Raw genomic sequence first — 17,807 nt, 5'->3', positions numbered from 1 at the left:
ATCCGGCTTATGATTCTTCCTGTTCCGTCTGTCCGTCAGTTTCTTCCTGGATCAGTTCGCCGTCCTGATAAAGGCTGTCCAGTTCTTCCAGGCTCATCACTTTCCCTGCTTCCACGATGGGAGCCGATCCGTCCACTTTCGTGGAAACCAACTGCAACAGGATCCGGCCGTCCTTACCAAAGTTCGTTCGGGGATTACGGATCTTTTTCTGTTTCTCGCCCACCTTCATCATACGGATCAATCCGTCTTTTTCAGTATCTTTTCTGCTCACAGTATGTTCAAAATCCCATGCCCCGTTATAGCTGGGGATTACATGGAACTCCAGCCGCATATTTTCCTCTATCCGGAAATGCATTGTTTGCACAACTTTTTGATCCTGCGGTTCAAGTGGATCAAAACAAACGGCCCTGAACCGGTTTGTCGGTTTCCGGTCATCCATCATACGGAACAGGGGGGCATCGCTGTTCTCCGGCCAGCAGTAAACCGTACTGGCTCCGTGAATTGCCCGCAGCCGTAAGGTCAGTTCCCCGAGGCTGACCTTTCCGTCACCGTCCGGGTCAATCTGATCAAAATCACTGGACCGCAGGGCACAGTCCATGGCCGCGGTAAAATATCCCGTTCCCCTGTATATATCCTCTGTTGTACTCCAGAACCAGCTGTCCTCCAGTGCGCCGCTGGAAGTCAGCACCCGGCATGATCCGTCCTCAAACCAGTTCACGCTGTTTCCGCCGCAGCCGATCACCGCGCCGGAATGACAGGTGTCCAGGATCAGCGTCTTATCTCCGGATATCTTGTCCAGAACCTGTTTCAGCTTTTCCGGTTCAAGGTATTCCTCGCTTTCGCCGTCTGAAAGCAGGAATTCCACTCGTTCCTCTCCTGACTCTTCCCGCAGCAGGCCATGGGTGCTCAGGTAAATCAGCGCCGTATCCGCGTCGTTCGCGTCCCGGAAGGTGTCCGCCACCAGCCGTTCAAAGCCCTCGACAGTCCCCGGCCCGTTTACATACCGTTGTATCCTGACTTCTCCCGGAAGGAAATCCTTCAGCAGTGCCCCCATCGTTTCCACGTTGTTGGCACTGGCAGGCTCCGTATCCGGCATTGATACAAACCGGTCGCACCCGATCAGCAGGCATCTGGTCACGCCGTCTCCTCCCGCGCTTTTCATCACTCCCAGCGGAAGCAGAAGCACACAGAGGAAAAAGCAGAGTAATTTCTTCTTCATTCCTTCCACTCATATACCGGATTGCCCGCCTGGGCAATCCGGTACTTCAACAATACTCTGAGACTAAACCATTTAATGATTTATGATTGGTTCAGATTCTGATTCAGCTTCTCAGTATCCAAACAGAACCTGCAGCGTATTCTTTCCGCACTTGCCATCCTGCGTCAGCCCGTTCGCGCCCTGGAACGCCTTCACCGCAGCTACGGTCGCGTCATCATACACGCCTGTCATTTCATTCAGGTAGCCAAGATCAATCAGGCAGCCCTGCACTTCCTGCACCAGTAATCCCGTATCTCCATACTGCACTGTTCCGTAATTCGGATTCGCAGCTGTTGCAGGGAGTGCGTCAGAAGAATACAGCACGCTCAGGGTCTTGCTGCCTGCCACGCCGTCCACCGGCGTGATATTGTTCTGGATCTGGAACGCCCGTACCGCGTCCGCGGTCGTCTGGCCGTATTTCCCGTCGATTGCTCCGTCATAATAATCCAGCTCATACAGCGTATACTGCAGGTTCTTCACTGCGGAGCTTTCTTCACCCTGTCGCATGGAGCCGTAGGTAATGTTCGATTTGCTTTGGTACAGCACCCGCTGCGTGGCTGGACCGGCCTTGCCGTCCGCTTTCAGGTTGTTACGCTGCTGGAAGGCAATCACAGCCGACTTGGTACCGTCGCCGTAATTCCCGTCCACACTGCCATCATAATATCCCAGGTCCTTCAGCCGTTTCTGCAGCGTTTTGACCTGTTCTCCGGAGCTGCCGTCCTCCAGGGTGATATATCCCGTGGAAGAAATACCGGAAGTGTCCCGTCCGGAAGAGTTCCCGCCCACGTTATCCAGGTTAATCTGACTTCCGGAGGAAGCCTTCGCTGTACCGCTGTACAGTTTGTTCAGCGTTGCGGTACCCGCCTTGCCGTCCGCGGTCAGGTTGTTGTTCTTCTGGAATGCCTTTACGGCAGCCTCTGTAGCCACGCCGAATTTGCCATCCGCGCTGCCGCTGAGGTAATTCAGTTCTTTCAGTTTCTGCTGCAGTTGTTTCACTTCGCTGCCCTCGCTGCCCATCTCCAGCGTTTCCCGTTTGCTGGAAATCGGCGTGGAAGTCCGGGGAGCGTCAGAAGAATACAGTTTTTTCAGCGTATCCGGGCCGGCTTTGCCATCCACCCACAGCTTGGCCTTCTTCTGGAACGCGCTTACCGCTGCTTCTGTCGTTTCGTCATAGTTGCCCGTCACGGATCCGCTCAGCCAGCCCAGCTCAATCAGCCGGCGCTGCAGCGTTTCTACCTTCTTGCCCTTGGATCCCCGTTCCAGGTATATATCCTTCGTCAGGTCCGGGGTCGCCGTAGGTCTGGGCGTGTTGGTCACTTTGCTTGTGGGCTTGGCCGTTGTTTTCCCGGTACCGGTGCCGGAACTGGCCTCCTTCGCGCTCACTGCGCTTGTTCCGTTCATCTTGGCCAGGGTTTTTTCGCCGACCTTGCCGTCTGCGGTCAGGCCGTTTGCCTTCTGGAAGGCCTTTACGGCCTCTTCCGTTGCCGGACCGAAATCGCCGTCCGCTGATCCCTTATAATAGCCCAGTTCCTTCAGCCGTTTTTGCACTGCGCGCACCGCGTCGCTGCCGGTAAAGCCGCGCTGCAGGCTCTTCGGTGTCGGCGTTGGGGTCACCGGTGCCGGTGTAGGCGTCGGCGTAACCGGGATAGCGGTGAATGTTCCGTCAGTCGTGAGGATGTTCCCCTGCGTTGTGGAAGGATTCAGCACTACCACATCAGGAATCGGTGTTACGCTTGCTGTCGGTTCTGATCCCCAGTTGCCCCATCCGTTGTCCGTGCCGGGTGTCTGCGTCGGCTGGGCAGTTCCCTGCCCGTTATTGATTCCAATGGTATTCTGCACGTCCACGGGGATCGTGTCCGGCGTCACCTGGATCGTTGGTGACGGCTCGATTGTCTTGAAAAAAGGTGTGGAAGTCGTCCCCGACTGTCCGCCGTTATTTACTTCGTCCGGCGGCTGATAGCAGCCCGTCAGCAGCAGGCATAATGCCAGCACAGCCGCCAGTCCGATAATCTTCAGATTTCTTTTCATCTTCCCTCTCGCCTCCTTATAGCTGATAGGGATCTGGTATATCAATCCTTTGTGGGAAATAATTCAATAAACGTGTTATAGTGGTCTTCCGTGTACCATACATGTCCGTCTGTCGAATAGATGATCCGGTACGCGTTTCGACTCCCGCCCTTGTAAAAGCAATCCGCTTCATAATACTTCCGGCCTTTCACAACCGGCAGCTTCTGCTCATAGTTTCCGAAATAGTCTCCGCCAATGCTCTTGCCCGGTGCAACATCACTTACTTTGTTGTGCTTATATTCAGGATCCCAGCCAAGAGCCTGAGCTTCTTTCTTCGTGATAAAGTTGTCCGGCAGTTCTCCGTGCTCAAAAATGTAGTCTGCGATCCGCTGTGCTTCATCCAACGGCCCGGGAGTCGCGGTCGGTCCCGGCACGGCCGTGGGCGTTTCCACCACAGCCGTCGCTTGCGGTGCCGCGGTATTCTTTTTCTTTTTCGCCGTTTCCAGCGCATTCGCCGTGCAGCTGCTCAGCAGCAGAGCAACCGTCAATAAAAGAACGATCAGCCGAACAACTTTATTTCGTTTAATCATTGCCGACCATCTCCATATCTCCAGACTACCTAGTTCTGAATTCTTAATTCTGAATTCTGAATTTTATTTATGGTATCTTTCCCCTGCGTTTATCTTCTCCGCCCGATAGAGTTGTTCCAGAAGCATCACCCTTGCGAGCCGGTGCGGAAAAGTCATCGGACTCATGGACATTTCCTCGTCCGCCCGGGCCAGCACATTTTTGCCCAGTCCCAGGCTTCCGCCGATCACAAACACCAGACTGCTCACTCCACCGGTCTTCAGTTCCGCCAGGTGCTTCGCCAGTTCCTCAGATGAACGCAGTTTTCCCCCGATTGTCAGCGCAATCACCCGGTCCCCCGGCCGGATTTTTGCCAGAAGGGCTTCCCCTTCCTTTGTTTTCAGCTGCTCCTCCAGCGCCGCGGAAGAACCGGAGGCGGGTTCCGGCAGATCCGGAACCTCGCATTCCTCGTACTTCCCGTACCGGCTCAGACGCTTCAGGTATTCATCCGCCATCTGCCGGTACGGCTTATCCTTCATCTTCCCAACGCAGAGAATCTGCGTGCTCACAGCCGTTCCACCCGGGGCAGACTATCCCGCTCAACCAGGGTCCAGGCCATGTTCACGCTGCGTTCCCGCTCGCCGTCGATCATCCGCAGCAGCTTTTCCGCCGCCAGGGAACCAAAGGCTTCCTTCGGATGGCCGAGCGTGGTCAGTTTCGGGGTGGCCATTTCAGCGTAGGCAGTATTGTCAAAGCCAATAAAGCCCATCTCTTCCGGCAGCTTCATGCCTTCCTGGGTCAGACGGTTCATCAGGCTGACAGCAAACACGTCATTGTAGCAGGTCATGCAGTCCATTTCATGGTTCTTCAGCCGCTCAATAAACTTGGTTCCTTCCGGATTGATCTGCCAGGACATACGTTCGTTGGTGCCAAACAGCAGCAGATGCTCATCAGGAATGATGACGCCTTCACTCTGCATTTCGTCCAGGAAGCCTCTCAGCCGTTCCTTGCCCTGGATGTCATCTACCTTGAACATTCCGCCCGGCTTCCGGTATCCGCGGCTCAGCACCTCACGCGCAGCAGTACGTCCTCCGCCGTAGTCGTCCATCACCACGTGGGGCACATTCGTCATTCCGGGATAATAGGCGTTCATGAACAGAACCGGGATGTTCCGTTCCGCCAGGCGGCGGTACAGATCCTCATTCTCCGTCTCCCGGGCGGTCTGCACGCCTTCCACGATCAGACCGTCCACCTGGCCATCCAGCATGCGCTCCAGGATGCTCCGTTCCGTCTTGCTGTCGTTATAGGTGGCGCTCAGATTCATAACCACACCGTTTTCGCTCAGCACGGATTCAATACCCGAAACGATGGACGGGAAAATATAGTCAGTAATATAGGACGTGATGACGCCCACATGGACAGTGCCCTGCATCCTTCTGCGGGGTCCGTGGCGCACGTAAGTACCGCTGCCGCGGCGCCGGTCCACCAGACCGTCCTCCTCCAGCAGCGCAATTGCCTGACGAATGGTCTGGCGAGACACATTAAAACGGAAACGCAGCTCCTCCTCTGTCATCAGAGTCTGTCCGTCACGAAAAACGCCTTCCGCGATCTCTCTGCGCAGAACGTCCGCAACCTGCAGATATTTGGGCTGATCCGCCACTATAAACACATCCTTTCCCCATTATGTTGTTCCTATAATACCAGACAAATCTGTAAAATTCAATACATCTTCGTAAAAAGGTACGGACATTTTTGGATTCACCCCTTTACAGCCATGTAACTATTCCTTTTACAGATACAAACCTCTAACAAAAAACCGTTCCGGATTATTCCGGAACGGTCATTTTTCAGTTTACAGTATCTGTCACATTCGCCGTTCTACGGCGAATATTTCACATCCTGCGAAGCAGGATATTTCATAATGGACGGTACGTCCATTGTTTCACATTTGCCGCAGGCAAATATTTCATATCAATTCATCATGCGTCATGCATCATGAATTGATAGATGCCAATCCCTGCCGCAATCCCCAGGTTCAGCGAGTCGACTTTCTCATTACTTTCAATCCGCACCGCCTGTCCGTACGTCGCGAACTCCTTCGGCAGGCCTTTTCCTTCGTTTCCGAAGACCAGGGTCCACTTTTCCGGCCGGGTTTTCACTGCCTCCTGAAGCGGCACAGATGCATCCAGCATAAACGGAAACATTGTCCTGTCCGGGAACGCTTCCCGATAATCCTCAAACCGGTCATACACCTTCACCCGGAGCTGGAACAGGCTGCCCATGCTTGCCCGGACTGTTTTGGGATCAAACAGATCCACACAGGGACGGATCAGTGCAACGTCTTCAATACCAAGTCCCAGTGCCGTCCGCAGGATTGTACCCACGTTTCCGCTGTCCCCGGGATTGTGAAGCACAACATGGGGCTTTTCGGGATCCGGCATGTCCTCAAACTTTTCGAACACAGCTGCCGCGTAACAGTTATCCTTCCCGCTGATTCGGGCCAGTACGCGGTCTGCTTCTTCCACCCGTACCCCGGCTTTATCCGCCAGCGCGCGCAACCGATCCGTTCCTTCCCGTCCCGCGGCGGAAGAATGGATCAGTACCCGCCGTGTCTTCTCCGGCCGGTGCAGCATGCATTCCATGCTGGGGAAAATCCCCGGCGCGTAGCTGTAATCCAACTCGCTTTTATAGACAGATAATGACGGCATTATGTCTGCTCCCCTCTGATTATGTGCAGATGCTTTACGTCTTCCAGCGCGATCCAGGTAGAGCAGCTGTTCTGGTCGAACATAAACTCCACCTTTGCCCGCTCTTTCCGGTAATCAATCTCAGTCACCTGCCCCTGGCAGCTGTTGAACAGGGGATCCTCCAGGGTGACTTCATCCCCGATGCGGCAGACTTTCATCGTTCTGACGATTCCGTTCTTTCCCAGCAGCCCCATCGCGAAATCCAGATCCGGACCTTTCAGTTCGTATCCGTCATCCTGCTTGCCGACCCGGCGCACCACACCATCTATTCCGTAGAACATACGGTAATCTGTCAGTCTTTCATCACTGTATATAAATACATAGCCCGGCAAAAGATCAAAGCAGCGTTCAATATTTTCTCCCTGCTTCCGCTGTTTCCGGATAATCTGGGGAGAAAAGGCCCGGTTTGCTCCGCGGATTTCCATCAGCTGTGCAATCACCTTGCACCGCTGCGTCACGCAGAACAGACAATATACATACAATGAGACTCACTCCGTTTTCCGGCTTTTTAATATCTGACCTTTCCCTCCGCCACCGCTTTCAGGTGTGCACCATATGGGCTCTTGCCATACTTCTTTGCGCTCTTCATCAATTCTTCCTTGGTTATCCATTCATTGATGAACGCAATCTCTTCCGGTGCAGAAACCACAATGCTCTGCCTCTGCTGGATCATACGCACAAAATCCGCCGCTTCCACCAGGCTGTCCATCGTACCGGTATCCAGCCATGCGAAGCCCCGGCCCAGCAGCTGCACATCCAGTTTGCCGTCTTTCAGGTACATTTCATTCAGCGTTGTAATCTCAAGCTCTCCCCGTGCGCTGGGCTGCACCTGATGCGCCATCCCGGATACTCCCTTGGGATAAAAATACAAGCCGGTAATACAGTAATTGCTCTTCGGATTCTTTGGTTTCTCTTCCACAGAGATAACACGGCCTTCCGCGTCAAACTCCACAATACCAAAGCGTTCCGGATCATTCACATAGTAGCCGAAAATGGTTGCCCGACCGCTTTCTGCGTCCGCGGCAGCCGCTTTCAGTACTTTCCTGAAGCCATTGCCGTAGAAGATGTTGTCACCCAGCACCATTGCGCAGGCTTCATCACCGATGAACTTCTCTCCCAGCAGGAAGGCCTGGGCCAGTCCGTCAGGAGAAGGCTGTACCGTATACTGCAGCCGGATACCAAACTGGTGTCCGTCTCCCAGCAGGTGCTCAAAACGAGGAGTATCTTCCGGCGTGGAAATGATCAGAATATCCCTGATCCCAGCCAGCATCAGCGTGCTCAGGGGATAATAAATCATAGGCTTATCATATACCGGCAGCAGTTGCTTACTCGTAACCATCGTCAGAGGATACAGGCGTGTTCCGGCACCGCCGGCAAGAATAATCCCTTTCATTTTTTCAGTTCCTCCTCAATTGTGCATCACAATTCCCCGGCATCATCAACCGGTACGTTGATTTATTATACCTTTCATGTGTAAAAAAAACAACCGGAACAAGGATCCCGGCATTTCTGCCGGGATCCCGTTTCGTTTTGATCTGTTTACTTTTGCTTCATATTACTGAACCCATGCACCGTTCGCGTCAAACTTGTAGGTTGTTCCGTTGACCTCAACTTTATCATCGCTTGCTTTCACCGTAATAGACCAATTCCTTTCCGTTTCGGCACAGCAGGAATCATCCCGCCTTAAAGCCTTGTCATACTATTGAGTTCAAAAAACAGGAGCGCCTTAAGCACTCCTGCATTTTATTCACTTATTTATCTTATCATGTTTTCTGGTATTCCCCGGAAATTACAACACTTCTCCAGGAATACTCATAAGCTCCAAAAACTCTCTGAAGTACTGCCGAATTGACCGGATCAGTAAGATCCATGAACTAGTGCCAAGCGGTGTATCATAGTCATTGATCTCACTGTACTGCCAGATTCCATATGCGTCAAAAACTTCCGTCTGCCCGTCCACTGTACAGCGGCCGGTCACCATTGCGCCGGAATCCTCGCAGTAATACCATTTCCCTTTGTCTTTGATCCATCCGGTGTCCATCATTCCGTTTTTGCCGAAATGGTACCACTTCCCGTCATCCTGCACCCAGCCGGTCTGCATGACTCCCTTGCTGTTGGAGTAATACCACTTTCCTCTGTCTTTGATCCATCCGGTCTGCATCACGCCGTCCGGATCCAGGTAGTACCATGAACCGCCATCCCGGATCCATCCGGTCCGCATTGCACCGCTTGGATCCATATGATACCAGGTGCCGCCAGTCTGGATCCAGCCCGTCTGCATCGCGCCGCTTTGATTCATATAATACCAGGAACCGTTATCCAGCACCCAGCCGGTCTGCATTACGCCGCTCTGGTTCATATAATACCAGGCGCCTTTATCCTGTATCCAGCCGGTAACCGGGTTTCCGTCAGCATCTCTACAGACGTACTTCCCATCCTCAATCGCCCAGCTGATCTGTGCATTGGCCAGTGCAGCACTGACCGCATTCCCCGACGCGAACTCCTGCACCCAGTAAACGGTACCGTCAACCTCCACTGCCGCAAGACCGATCCGGGTAAACTGCCTGCGCAGCATATTCCGCCGGTGCCCTTGTCCGTCGTAGTTTTCGTTTTCTTCCCGAAAGCCCTCAAAGGCGTCAGCCGCCGATTCAAAGCCGCAGGCCAGATTTTCACCTTTATAGTAGTTGCCTGCCGGAAATGCAGTGTCCCATTTTCTTCCGTCCGGGCGGGTGTGACTGAAGCTTTGAGCAATCTCTGCAGCCCGGATCTTTGCGATCTCTTCCAGCTGATAATCGTACACCAGGCTGGACAAGCCCGTCTCTACTGTCGTAGTCCGGTTATTCCTGTTCCAGTACCAGGCGTTGTCTCCTGTCCGGAATTCATTTATCAGCGTCAGCATACTCCGGGCTTCATTCTGCCAGTCTTCCGCAGCTGCTGCCGAAAAGATCAATATCAAAGCAACAGTCACAAGGATTACCGGTATAACTTTTCTCATGATCTTTCGTCTGTCCTCGCCGTTCGTTTTCCCTGCGTCTTCCCGACAGTTAGTTTATGCAGCGGGAATCCTTACCGGTTCCCGTACATTTTCTCATAGTAATTCTGGTATTCTCCGCTTACAATCTCTTCCCACCATTCGCGGTTTTCCAGATACCACTTAATCGTCTTCTTGATGCCGTCGGCAAACTTTGTCTCCGGCAGCCAGCCCAACTCGTTATGGATCTTGGTCGGGTCGATAGCATAGCGCATATCGTGGCCCTTCCGATCCTTCACATAGGTGATCAGACTTTCCGGTTTGCCCAGTTCTTTGCAGATCAGCTTCACAATATCGATATTCGCCATCTCGTTGTGTCCGCCGATATTGTACACTTCGCCCACCCGGCCTTTATGGATGATCAGGTCGATCGCCTTGCAGTGATCCTCCACATACAGCCAGTCACGTACGTTCTTTCCCTCCCCGTAAACCGGCAGGGGCTTATCGTTCAGCGCGTTGGCAATCATCAGGGGAATCAGCTTTTCCGGGAAATGATAGGGGCCGTAGTTATTGCTGCACCGGCTGATTGTGCAGGGCAGTCCATACGTCCGGTAATAGGCCATCACCAGCAGATCCGCTCCGGCCTTGGAAGAAGAATACGGACTGCTTGTATGGATCGGTGTTTCTTCGGTGAACAGCAGGTCAGGCCGGTCCAGCGGCAGGTCACCGTAAACTTCATCGGTGGAAACCTGATGATAGCGCTTGATTCCGTATTTGCGGCAGGCATCCATCATGGTTGCAGTACCGATAATATTTGTCTGCAGGAAGATTCCGGGATCCTCAATACTCCGGTCTACATGGCTTTCTGCCGCGAAATTCACCACGATGTCCGGGTGTTCTTCTTCAAACAGTTTATATACCGCTTCCCGGTCACAGATGTCTGCTTTCACAAACCGGAAATTGGGGTTATCCATCACGCTTTTCAGCGTGGACAGGTTTCCTGCATAAGTCAGTTTATCCAGGCAGATGATCCGGTAATCCGGATACTTTTTCAGCATATGAAATACGAAATTGCTTCCGATAAAGCCGGCGCCGCCTGTAACGATAATAGTCATAGATTCATCCTCCAGTTTTTAATTCATTATCCTGAAATATACATATCATTTCTCTTCTTCAGAATAAACAAAATTGCAGTCGCTGTCGTCCAGCAGCGGAGAAGTCGTATCCTTTTGGCTCAGCAGTTCTGTCCTCACTTCGCCCCATTCCACACCAATCGTCGGGTCATCAAAACGGATTCCCCTGTCACATTCCTTGCTGTACAGATTATCCACTTTGTAGCAGAATTCCACGTCATCCGTCAGCGTTCTGAATCCGTGTCCGAATCCCCGGGGGATCATCAGCATACGGCGATTCTCCGCACTCAGTTTCACAGCGACCCACTGCTTATAGGTCGGGCTTCCCTTCCGCAGGTCCACCGCTACATCCAGCACCGCGCCACGGTTTACCCGCACCAGTTTGGCCTGTGCCATCGGATTATTCTGGAAGTGGATTCCCCTCAGTATTCCTTTCTGTGAAGAGAAGCTCTGGTTGTCCTGCACAAAATCATAATGCAGACCCAGCTCCTCAAAATTGCGGGTGCTCCAGACCTCCATAAAATATCCACGTGCGTCTCCATGTACATCCGGCTCAATAATGTATACTCCATCCAGCTTGGTAGCAATCTTTTTCACCCGGCATCCTCCGTTCCCGTTTCATTAAATTGTCTTCAATGATTTATCCTATCACGTACCGCTTGTGAAATCAATCCTGTTCAGCCGGATATCAGGCCGTTTCTGCCGTTTTACTGTCCGTTCCATGTATACTGCCAAAGGCCGTTATCCCCGAACATTTCCCATTTCCCGTTTATTTCTTTCCATCCTGTGGCCATCCTGCCCTGTTCATCGAACCAGTACCACAGCCCGTTTTTCTTCTGCTTTGCTTCCGCTGCCCGGTCTTCAAACCATCCAGTTGTCATTCTGCCGGAATCATCAAAATGATACCAGCTGCCTCCAATCTGCGTCCAGCCGGTCTGCATCGCGCCGCCTGCACCGAGATAATACCGGGAACCGTCTACCTGGACCAGGCCCGTCTGCATCGAACCGCCCGTGCTCAAATAGTACCATTTTCCGCCGTCTTTCACCCAGCCGGTCTTCATCACGCCGCTGGAATCCAGATAATACCATGCGCCGCCGGACTGAACCCAGCCTGTCTGCATAGCGCCGCTGGCATTCATATAATACCATCTGTCGCCGTCCTGAACCCAGCCGATCTGCATTGCACCACTCTGGCTCAGGTAGTACCACTTTTTGCCATCCTTGATCCAGCCGGTCTGCATCACACCATTTTTGTCCAGATAGTACCATGCGCCGCCGGACTGAACCCAGCCGGTCTGCATAGCGCCGCTGGCATTCATGTAATACCACTTGCCGCCGGTCTGAACCCAGCCGGTCTGCATTACGCCGGACTCATTCAGATAATAGTTAACGCCGCCGACAGAAAGCCATCCCACTGCCATTGCGCCGGTTGGATGGAAATAATACCAGTTTCCTTCAATCTTTGTCCATCCGTTATCGCACAGAACGCCGTCTGCCATAGCATAATACCAGGTCGTATTATTCTTGATCCAGCCGGTTTGCTTGACCCCCTGGTCGTTAAAGTAATAGAACTTTCCATTAATGTACTGCAAACCGGTCAGCTTGTCTTGCTGCCAGTAGATCCAACTAGCCGCGAAACTATTCTTAACCGTTGTATCCCATCCGTAACGGGCATATGGATAGACAGCCACAATGGATCCGCCATAGAAGGCTTCCGCATCAATGACCGGGGCGTCTCCCATAAACACAAGGTGTCCGTTCCAACGATAGAACGCTCCCTTTTCGATACTTTTGACGCTTTCAGGAAGCACAACATTGGTCAGGGTGCTGTTGCCTGAAAACGCGTAAGCTGCAATCCTGGTAACGCCATTCGGAATCACCAGTTTTGTTACGCCGTTGTTCGCAGCCGTTATTTCCAGATCCAGCAGCTGATCACCCTGATATCTGTATCTCAGCTGGCAGTTTCCACCCGGGACGCAGAAAGCCATGCCCGCCTTCCCCAGCGCTTTTGCACCGTCCGTACCGATCCGGGCATAAACCATCATACTGCCAAAGGCATCACTCCCAACAGACTTCACCTGGTCCGGAAGGGAGATGCTGGTCATTCCGGGGCAGTAGCTAAAGGCGGATATACCAATAACGGTCAGGCTGTCCGGCAATGTGACGCCTGTCAGTTTTGTACATCCGTAACATGCGTAATTGCCAATCTCTTTCATACCGTCCGGAAACGATATGCTGCTGAGATTCTCACAGCAATAGAATGCGGGATTACTAATCCTGGTAATCCCTTTCCCGATCACAACTGTTTTGATCTCTGCATTTCTGCTGAATATTAAGTCCATGTCTCCTGTGCCGTTGATGGTCAGGGTTCCATTCGCATCCAACGTCCAGGTCAGGTGGTCATTTGAACCGCTTTCAACTGCATAGGCTGAGAAAAAAACGCAGAGTGCCGTCAGAAACAGAACAAACCCGATCAGCCTTTTCATTTTCAATTCCCTCCGTGTTGTTTTCAGCTTGATTATATGCGTTTTACGCCCAAATTGCAAAAGCATCTCCTGTTTGCCCCGGTTCCTTTTCGATGCCACCTGTTCAGATTGACGTGTCTGAAAGGAAGAGGTAGAATGATTTAAGGAGGTTGCATAATATGAACGTACCGTTTGTTTCGTTTCTTCCCATGGAAAGAGAGCTTGATTCTGATCTCCGTAACGCCTTCAACCGGGTATTCACCCGCTCCTGGTATATTGAGGGACAGGAGGATGCAGCCTTTGAAAAAGCTTTTTCCGCTTTCTGCGGAACAAAGTACTGTATTGGTGTCGGCAACGGGCTCGACGCCCTGATGCTGATCCTGAAAGCCCTGGATATCGGCGAAGGTGATGAGGTCATCGTCCCCTCCAACACCTACATTGCTACTGCCCTTGCTGTGACCTATGTCGGGGCAAAGCCGGTATTTGTGGAACCGGAAATGGAAACATTCAACATCGATCCTTCCCGGATTGAAGCAGCTGTTACCGCCCGTACAAAGGCCATCATGCCGGTTCATCTGTATGGACGTGCCTGCGATATGGATCCCATCATGTCCATTGCCGCAAAGTACAGTCTGCGGATAATTGAAGACTGTGCCCAGGCACACGGTGCAACCTATAAAGGCCGGAAGGTCGGTACCTTCGGGGACGCGGCCGGTTTCAGCTTCTATCCCGGCAAAAACCTCGGCGCGCTGGGAGACGCCGGCGCTGTTGTCACAGACAACGAAGATATAGCTGTCAAAGTCCGGGCCCTGGGCAATTATGGTTCGGACTACAAGTATCACCATATCTATAAGGGAAACAACAGCCGCCTCGATGAACTTCAGGCTGCTTTCCTCTCCGCGAAGCTTCCCCATCTGGAACGGATGAATGCCGCCCGTCGGCAGATTGCAGACCGGTACCTGTCGGAAATAAAAAATCCGGCCGTAATCCTCCCCCTTGTCTCGGAGGAATACGTACCGGTATGGCATATTTTCGGTATCCGATGCAGCCGGCGGGATGAACTCGAAAAACATCTGTCCAGCCGGGGCATCACCACCAACAAGCATTATCCGATCCCGATGCATCTGCAGGAATGCTACCGGGATCTCGGGTTCAGTGAAGGCGACTTCCCCATTGCCGAGGAGATCAGCCGCACAGAACTGAGCCTGCCCATGTTCTACGGTATGACAGACGCTGAAGTACAGGCAGTTATCAGCGCCGTAAATGATTTCGCTTAACAGGCAGTCTGGCCTTCTCCGATCCTTGCCTTTTTCAGGGCAAGGATTTTTTTCATTCCCCGGATGGAAATCCGCAGCAGCACATTCACCAGGAAAATCAGCAGGGATACAAACGCAGCGCTCTCCATTTGCCGCTGGGCTTCAAACTGGTTGATCAGCAGTGACAGCGGTTTGGGAGAAGGCGGACTCAAGAAGGACACCGCTGAAATGGTCACAAGGCTGTTCACAAAAAAGTAACTGAACATCTCCAGGACCGTCCCGCTGACTTTGGGCAGGATGACGTCCCTGACAATCCGCCACCTTTTAATCCCCAGTGTCGATCCTGCGGCTTCCAGGTTGGGATTCACCTTCCCCAGCGTGTTATACATCATCAGGTACGGAGAGGAGAAGAAATGAATACAGTTCATGATCACAACGATCCAGATGGTACCATAAACAGCGCTTCCATGGAAAAATATGATATAGGACAAACCCAGCACAATGCCCGGGATTGCCATTGATGTCAGGGAGATAAGGTGAATCAGTTTCCCCAGCCGTTCCTTCACACGCGCTGTTTCATACGCGCAGAAGAACGCAAATACTGTACCCGCTGTCGAGGTAAGCACAGCATACAGGAGAGAATTTCCCAGATAGGTCAGTGCTCCCCTGTTCAATGTTTTTTCAATATGATACAGCGTAAACGTTGTTACAGACGGATACCGTTCCTCAAACACCATAAAGCTGAATGATATCACCGGTGAGAGAATCATCACACACAACAGGATGGAAAACACCAGTGCCATTGTCGACTGCACCTTGTTCCTGCGGGGTTTGAACAATTCAGCGGCATAAGTGTTCTGGTTTGTTTCAGGATTCATCAGGTCCACGATGAACGCCACAATTGCAGGAATCAGCAGGAATATTCCGATAACGCTTCCCGTACTGTAATCTGTCATCGCCACTGCCTTGTTATACATCATAACCGGCAGTGTCTGTACCTGGCCGCCGATCATAATCGGTACGCCATAGTCTGTGATCGTCATCGTAAAAATGGCAAAAAAAGCTGTGATAATGGTCTTCTTCAGATAGGGCAGTGTAATACCGGTAAACTGACGGATTCTCGGAATCCCCATGACCTCTGCTGCCCGGTAAGGCAGCTGGTCTTCATATTGCAGGATGCTTGTGAACATCACATAGGCAAAGGGGAAGGAATACATCACAGCGCCGAGTACAATTCCGTTAAATCCGTAAATTGCAGTACGGACATGCAGCAGCCGGGTAATCAGTCCGTTTGTCCCGAAAAGGGCAATCAGCCCGAACGCGTGGGACATCGACGGAATCAGCATCGGTGCAACAAACAGCAGGCTGAACAGGTTTTTCCCTGGCAGCCGCGTCCGTTCCACACACCAGGCAGCCAGAAGCGCCAGAACCAGGGAAATCATCGTGGCCGTCAGGGATGTGGTCAGAGAATTCCAGACTGCCCGTCCGAACTGGACGGAACCCGTTACTTCCCGAAAACTCTCCGCTGTCACACGGGAAAACATCGAGATGATCGGCAGGATAACAGATGTGATGAATACGGCTGCAATCAGCAGATTCACCACCAGGTTTTTTCGATTCTTCAGCTTCATACGTCTCGCACCATCTCTGCATATCGGGACAGGGAGTCCACCTTCAGCCGGATATTGGCCAGCACGAAGGATCTCACATAGTCACTGGCAGGGTTTCTGCAGATATTCTCAGGTGTATCCAGCTGGCAGATGTTTCCCTGATCCATGATCAGGATCCGGTCCGAGAGGGCAAACGCCTCTTCCTGATCGTGCGTCACATAGATCATGGTTGTACCGAAACGCTTCTGCAGCGCTTTCAGTTCTGTCCGCATGGACAGCCGGGTGGCAACGTCCAGGGCGGACATCGGTTCGTCAAACAGGATGATCTCCGGCTGCAGCGCAAGCGTCCGTGCAATGGCTACACGCTGCTGTTGTCCGCCGCTCAGTTTTCCGGGCATCTTGTGAATATGCTCGCTCAGTCCCACCGCCGCGATCATTTCCATCGCGGTTTCCCTGGCTGTTGCTCTTGTTTCCGGCCGGATCTTCAGGGCATATTCCACATTTTTCAGCACTGTCATATTCTCAAACAACGCATAATTCTGGAATACAATCCCCATTTTCCGTGCAGCAGGAGCAGTGCCCGTTATATCTTTCCCGTCTTTGATAATGCTTCCCGTGTCCGGCTTCAGCAGGCCGATCAGGATCCGCAGCAGCGTCGTTTTTCCGCATCCCGAAGGACCCAGGATGGAGAGAAACTCCCCGTCCCGCACTGTGAATGATACATGGTTAAGCACCCCTGTACCGGCGTCCACAAATGTTTTTGATATATCGCTGATAAACAGTTTATCTCTTACGAGAACGTCCATTTTGCAAGCAGCCTTTCTTTCTCTTCCAGGGTATTGTTCGTCATGTTGCCGTAATGAATTTCTGTAGGATAATTCTCAATCACGGGAGTATAATCCCTGATAATCTGTTCCGGATAGAACAGCCGGTTATTGTCATATACAAGTTCCGCGGCAATATAATTGAACACATCCACTGCCGCCTGCTTATGCTCGCTCTTCTTCAGCAAAGCGTTTCCGTAAATGCTGAACGGAACCCCTTCATCGAAGTAGACAATCTTCAGGTTGCGTCCTGCGTTGATTTCCTGAACCGCCTGCGAAATAAACCCGAGGCCGATGGCCGCCTCTCCCTGGATCAGTGCATTCACCGGACCCATACCGGAGGAAGTATATTGCAGGATATTCGGCGTCAGCTGCTCAAAGTAGGAAAACGCCTCATCCTCTCCCCACTCGTTCACAAGCTGCCGCAGGAACATATATCCCGTGCCGGAGGATGCCGGATTGGGCATGGAGATCAGGCCCTGATACATCGGATCCAGCAGATCCTGGTAGGATGCGGGCTCAGGCAGATTCCATTCCGTCAGCATATCGACGTTCAGGATAATGCCGCCTGCATACCGTTCTTCGGGAGTATATTTATGACTGGCGGGCACCGTATCGTCAAGGAACATGGAATAATCGAAATCCTTCAGTTCCACCAGCCAGTCGGAACACTTTTCCAGATAGGCATAGTCTTCTGTCCACAAAATATCACAGGAGCAGTATTCGCCCTCCTCAATTACCTTCGCCGGCATCGTGCTGGAGCTGACATTTTCGATTGTGATGTTGTATTCCGGAAATTTTTCCCTCAGCGCATTGATATAGTAATCCACCACATGCTCCTCTTCGGTAGTCCAGATCACAACGTTCTTGTCTGTGGTGTCCGTCTCTGCCGTCGCTGCACAAAATAAGCAGGAGCACAGGATGAGGGCCAGGATCATTGCGATAATCTTCTTCATTTCTTTTTCCTCC

16 protein-coding genes are annotated in these 17,807 nt (G+C 52.2%); 1 reads left to right on the top strand and 15 read right to left on the bottom strand.

What is annotated here, in order from left to right:
• Positions 1–7: 7 nt before the first annotated feature.
• The 12 genes from JYE49_RS12885 to JYE49_RS12830 form a co-directional block, all read right to left on the bottom strand.
• Positions 8–1,219 carry a caspase family protein gene (locus tag JYE49_RS12885; RefSeq protein ID WP_093957923.1) on the bottom strand — a complete coding sequence of 404 codons (1,212 nt, stop codon included), beginning with the start codon at positions 1,217–1,219 and terminating at the stop codon, positions 8–10.
• 111 nt (positions 1,220–1,330) lie between these two features.
• The gene (locus tag JYE49_RS12880) at positions 1,331–3,286 is read right to left on the bottom strand and encodes a peptidoglycan-binding domain-containing protein (RefSeq protein WP_093957922.1); all 1,956 of its coding nucleotides are present in this window, start codon (positions 3,284–3,286) and stop codon (positions 1,331–1,333) included.
• Positions 3,287–3,327: 41 nt separating this feature from the next.
• Positions 3,328–3,855: a ribonuclease domain-containing protein gene (locus JYE49_RS12875; protein WP_093957921.1), complete on the bottom strand. Its 528-nt coding sequence runs from the start codon at positions 3,853–3,855 to the stop codon at positions 3,328–3,330.
• A 63-nt stretch (positions 3,856–3,918) separates the two neighbouring features.
• A complete protein-coding gene (gene rlmH, locus JYE49_RS12870) occupies positions 3,919–4,401 on the bottom strand; it encodes a 23S rRNA (pseudouridine(1915)-N(3))-methyltransferase RlmH (protein WP_093957920.1) in 483 nt (160 codons plus the stop codon).
• On the bottom strand, positions 4,398–5,492 hold the full coding sequence (locus tag JYE49_RS12865; RefSeq protein WP_179217389.1) for a GntR family transcriptional regulator: 1,095 nt from the start codon (positions 5,490–5,492) through the stop codon (positions 4,398–4,400). The genes rlmH and JYE49_RS12865 overlap by 4 nt, the downstream gene beginning before the upstream one ends.
• 319 nt (positions 5,493–5,811) lie before the next feature.
• Positions 5,812–6,540 (bottom strand): TrmH family RNA methyltransferase, encoded by a 729-nt coding sequence (locus tag JYE49_RS12860; protein WP_093957918.1) that lies wholly within the window; start codon positions 6,538–6,540, stop codon positions 5,812–5,814.
• Entirely contained in the window at positions 6,540–7,061 is a 522-nt protein-coding gene (locus tag JYE49_RS12855) for a transcription termination/antitermination NusG family protein (protein WP_093957917.1), read from the bottom strand. Before JYE49_RS12855 ends, JYE49_RS12860 begins: the two co-directional genes overlap by 1 nt.
• A gap of 26 nt (positions 7,062–7,087) precedes the next feature.
• Positions 7,088–7,972: a glucose-1-phosphate thymidylyltransferase RfbA gene (rfbA, locus tag JYE49_RS12850; RefSeq protein ID WP_093957916.1), complete on the bottom strand. Its 885-nt coding sequence runs from the start codon at positions 7,970–7,972 to the stop codon at positions 7,088–7,090.
• Positions 7,973–8,368: 396 nt separating this feature from the next.
• On the bottom strand, positions 8,369–9,574 hold the full coding sequence (locus JYE49_RS12845) for a CAP domain-containing protein (RefSeq protein WP_093957915.1): 1,206 nt from the start codon (positions 9,572–9,574) through the stop codon (positions 8,369–8,371).
• Positions 9,575–9,645: 71 nt separating this feature from the next.
• On the bottom strand, positions 9,646–10,665 hold the full coding sequence (gene rfbB, locus JYE49_RS12840) for a dTDP-glucose 4,6-dehydratase (RefSeq protein WP_093957914.1): 1,020 nt from the start codon (positions 10,663–10,665) through the stop codon (positions 9,646–9,648).
• Positions 10,666–10,710: 45 nt separating this feature from the next.
• Entirely contained in the window at positions 10,711–11,280 is a 570-nt protein-coding gene (gene rfbC, locus JYE49_RS12835) for a dTDP-4-dehydrorhamnose 3,5-epimerase (protein WP_093957913.1), read from the bottom strand.
• Between the two features lie 110 nt (positions 11,281–11,390).
• Positions 11,391–13,169, bottom strand: a complete 1,779-nt coding sequence (locus tag JYE49_RS12830) for a leucine-rich repeat protein (RefSeq protein ID WP_179217388.1) — start codon at positions 13,167–13,169, stop codon at positions 11,391–11,393.
• A gap of 158 nt (positions 13,170–13,327) precedes the next feature.
• Between JYE49_RS12830 and JYE49_RS12825 the strand changes: the two genes are divergently transcribed.
• The gene (locus JYE49_RS12825) at positions 13,328–14,425 is read left to right on the top strand and encodes a DegT/DnrJ/EryC1/StrS family aminotransferase (protein WP_093957911.1); all 1,098 of its coding nucleotides are present in this window, start codon (positions 13,328–13,330) and stop codon (positions 14,423–14,425) included.
• Here JYE49_RS12825 and JYE49_RS12820 read toward each other — a convergent pair.
• The 3 genes from JYE49_RS12820 to JYE49_RS12810 are packed head-to-tail and all read right to left on the bottom strand — an operon-like array spanning position 14,422 to position 17,794.
• Positions 14,422–16,035: an ABC transporter permease subunit gene (locus JYE49_RS12820; RefSeq protein WP_093957910.1), complete on the bottom strand. Its 1,614-nt coding sequence runs from the start codon at positions 16,033–16,035 to the stop codon at positions 14,422–14,424. The genes JYE49_RS12825 and JYE49_RS12820 overlap by 4 nt on opposite strands.
• Positions 16,032–16,820, bottom strand: coding sequence for an ABC transporter ATP-binding protein (locus JYE49_RS12815; protein WP_093957909.1), 789 nt, complete (start codon positions 16,818–16,820; stop codon positions 16,032–16,034). The genes JYE49_RS12820 and JYE49_RS12815 overlap by 4 nt, the downstream gene beginning before the upstream one ends.
• On the bottom strand, positions 16,805–17,794 hold the full coding sequence (locus tag JYE49_RS12810) for an extracellular solute-binding protein (RefSeq protein WP_093957908.1): 990 nt from the start codon (positions 17,792–17,794) through the stop codon (positions 16,805–16,807). The genes JYE49_RS12815 and JYE49_RS12810 overlap by 16 nt, the downstream gene beginning before the upstream one ends.
• Between the last annotated feature and the right edge of the window lie 13 nt (positions 17,795–17,807).

Origin of the sequence: Aristaeella hokkaidonensis (assembly GCF_018128945.1) — a bacterium.
GTDB lineage: Bacteria > Bacillota > Clostridia > Christensenellales > Aristaeellaceae > Aristaeella > Aristaeella hokkaidonensis.
Note: the sequence above shows the minus strand (reverse complement) of the source record. Positions and strands in the feature narration are given on the sequence as shown.

Bases quoted from the DNA above. Each gene is read 5' to 3' on its own strand.
- JYE49_RS12885 (WP_093957923.1), bottom strand. From the start codon at position 1,219: ATGAAGAAGAAATTACTCTGCTTTTTCCTCTGTGTGCTTCTGCTTCCG.
- JYE49_RS12880 (WP_093957922.1), bottom strand. From the start codon at position 3,286: ATGAAAAGAAATCTGAAGATTATCGGACTGGCGGCTGTGCTGGCATTA.
- JYE49_RS12875 (WP_093957921.1), bottom strand. From the start codon at position 3,855: ATGATTAAACGAAATAAAGTTGTTCGGCTGATCGTTCTTTTATTGACG.
- JYE49_RS12860 (WP_093957918.1), bottom strand. From the start codon at position 6,540: ATGCCGTCATTATCTGTCTATAAAAGCGAGTTGGATTACAGCTACGCG.
- rfbA (WP_093957916.1), bottom strand. From the start codon at position 7,972: ATGAAAGGGATTATTCTTGCCGGCGGTGCCGGAACACGCCTGTATCCT.
- JYE49_RS12845 (WP_093957915.1), bottom strand. From the start codon at position 9,574: ATGAGAAAAGTTATACCGGTAATCCTTGTGACTGTTGCTTTGATATTG.
- rfbB (WP_093957914.1), bottom strand. From the start codon at position 10,665: ATGACTATTATCGTTACAGGCGGCGCCGGCTTTATCGGAAGCAATTTC.
- JYE49_RS12830 (WP_179217388.1), bottom strand. From the start codon at position 13,169: ATGAAAAGGCTGATCGGGTTTGTTCTGTTTCTGACGGCACTCTGCGTT.
- JYE49_RS12825 (WP_093957911.1), top strand. From the start codon at position 13,328: ATGAACGTACCGTTTGTTTCGTTTCTTCCCATGGAAAGAGAGCTTGAT.
- JYE49_RS12820 (WP_093957910.1), bottom strand. From the start codon at position 16,035: ATGAAGCTGAAGAATCGAAAAAACCTGGTGGTGAATCTGCTGATTGCA.
- JYE49_RS12815 (WP_093957909.1), bottom strand. From the start codon at position 16,820: ATGGACGTTCTCGTAAGAGATAAACTGTTTATCAGCGATATATCAAAA.
- JYE49_RS12810 (WP_093957908.1), bottom strand. From the start codon at position 17,794: ATGAAGAAGATTATCGCAATGATCCTGGCCCTCATCCTGTGCTCCTGC.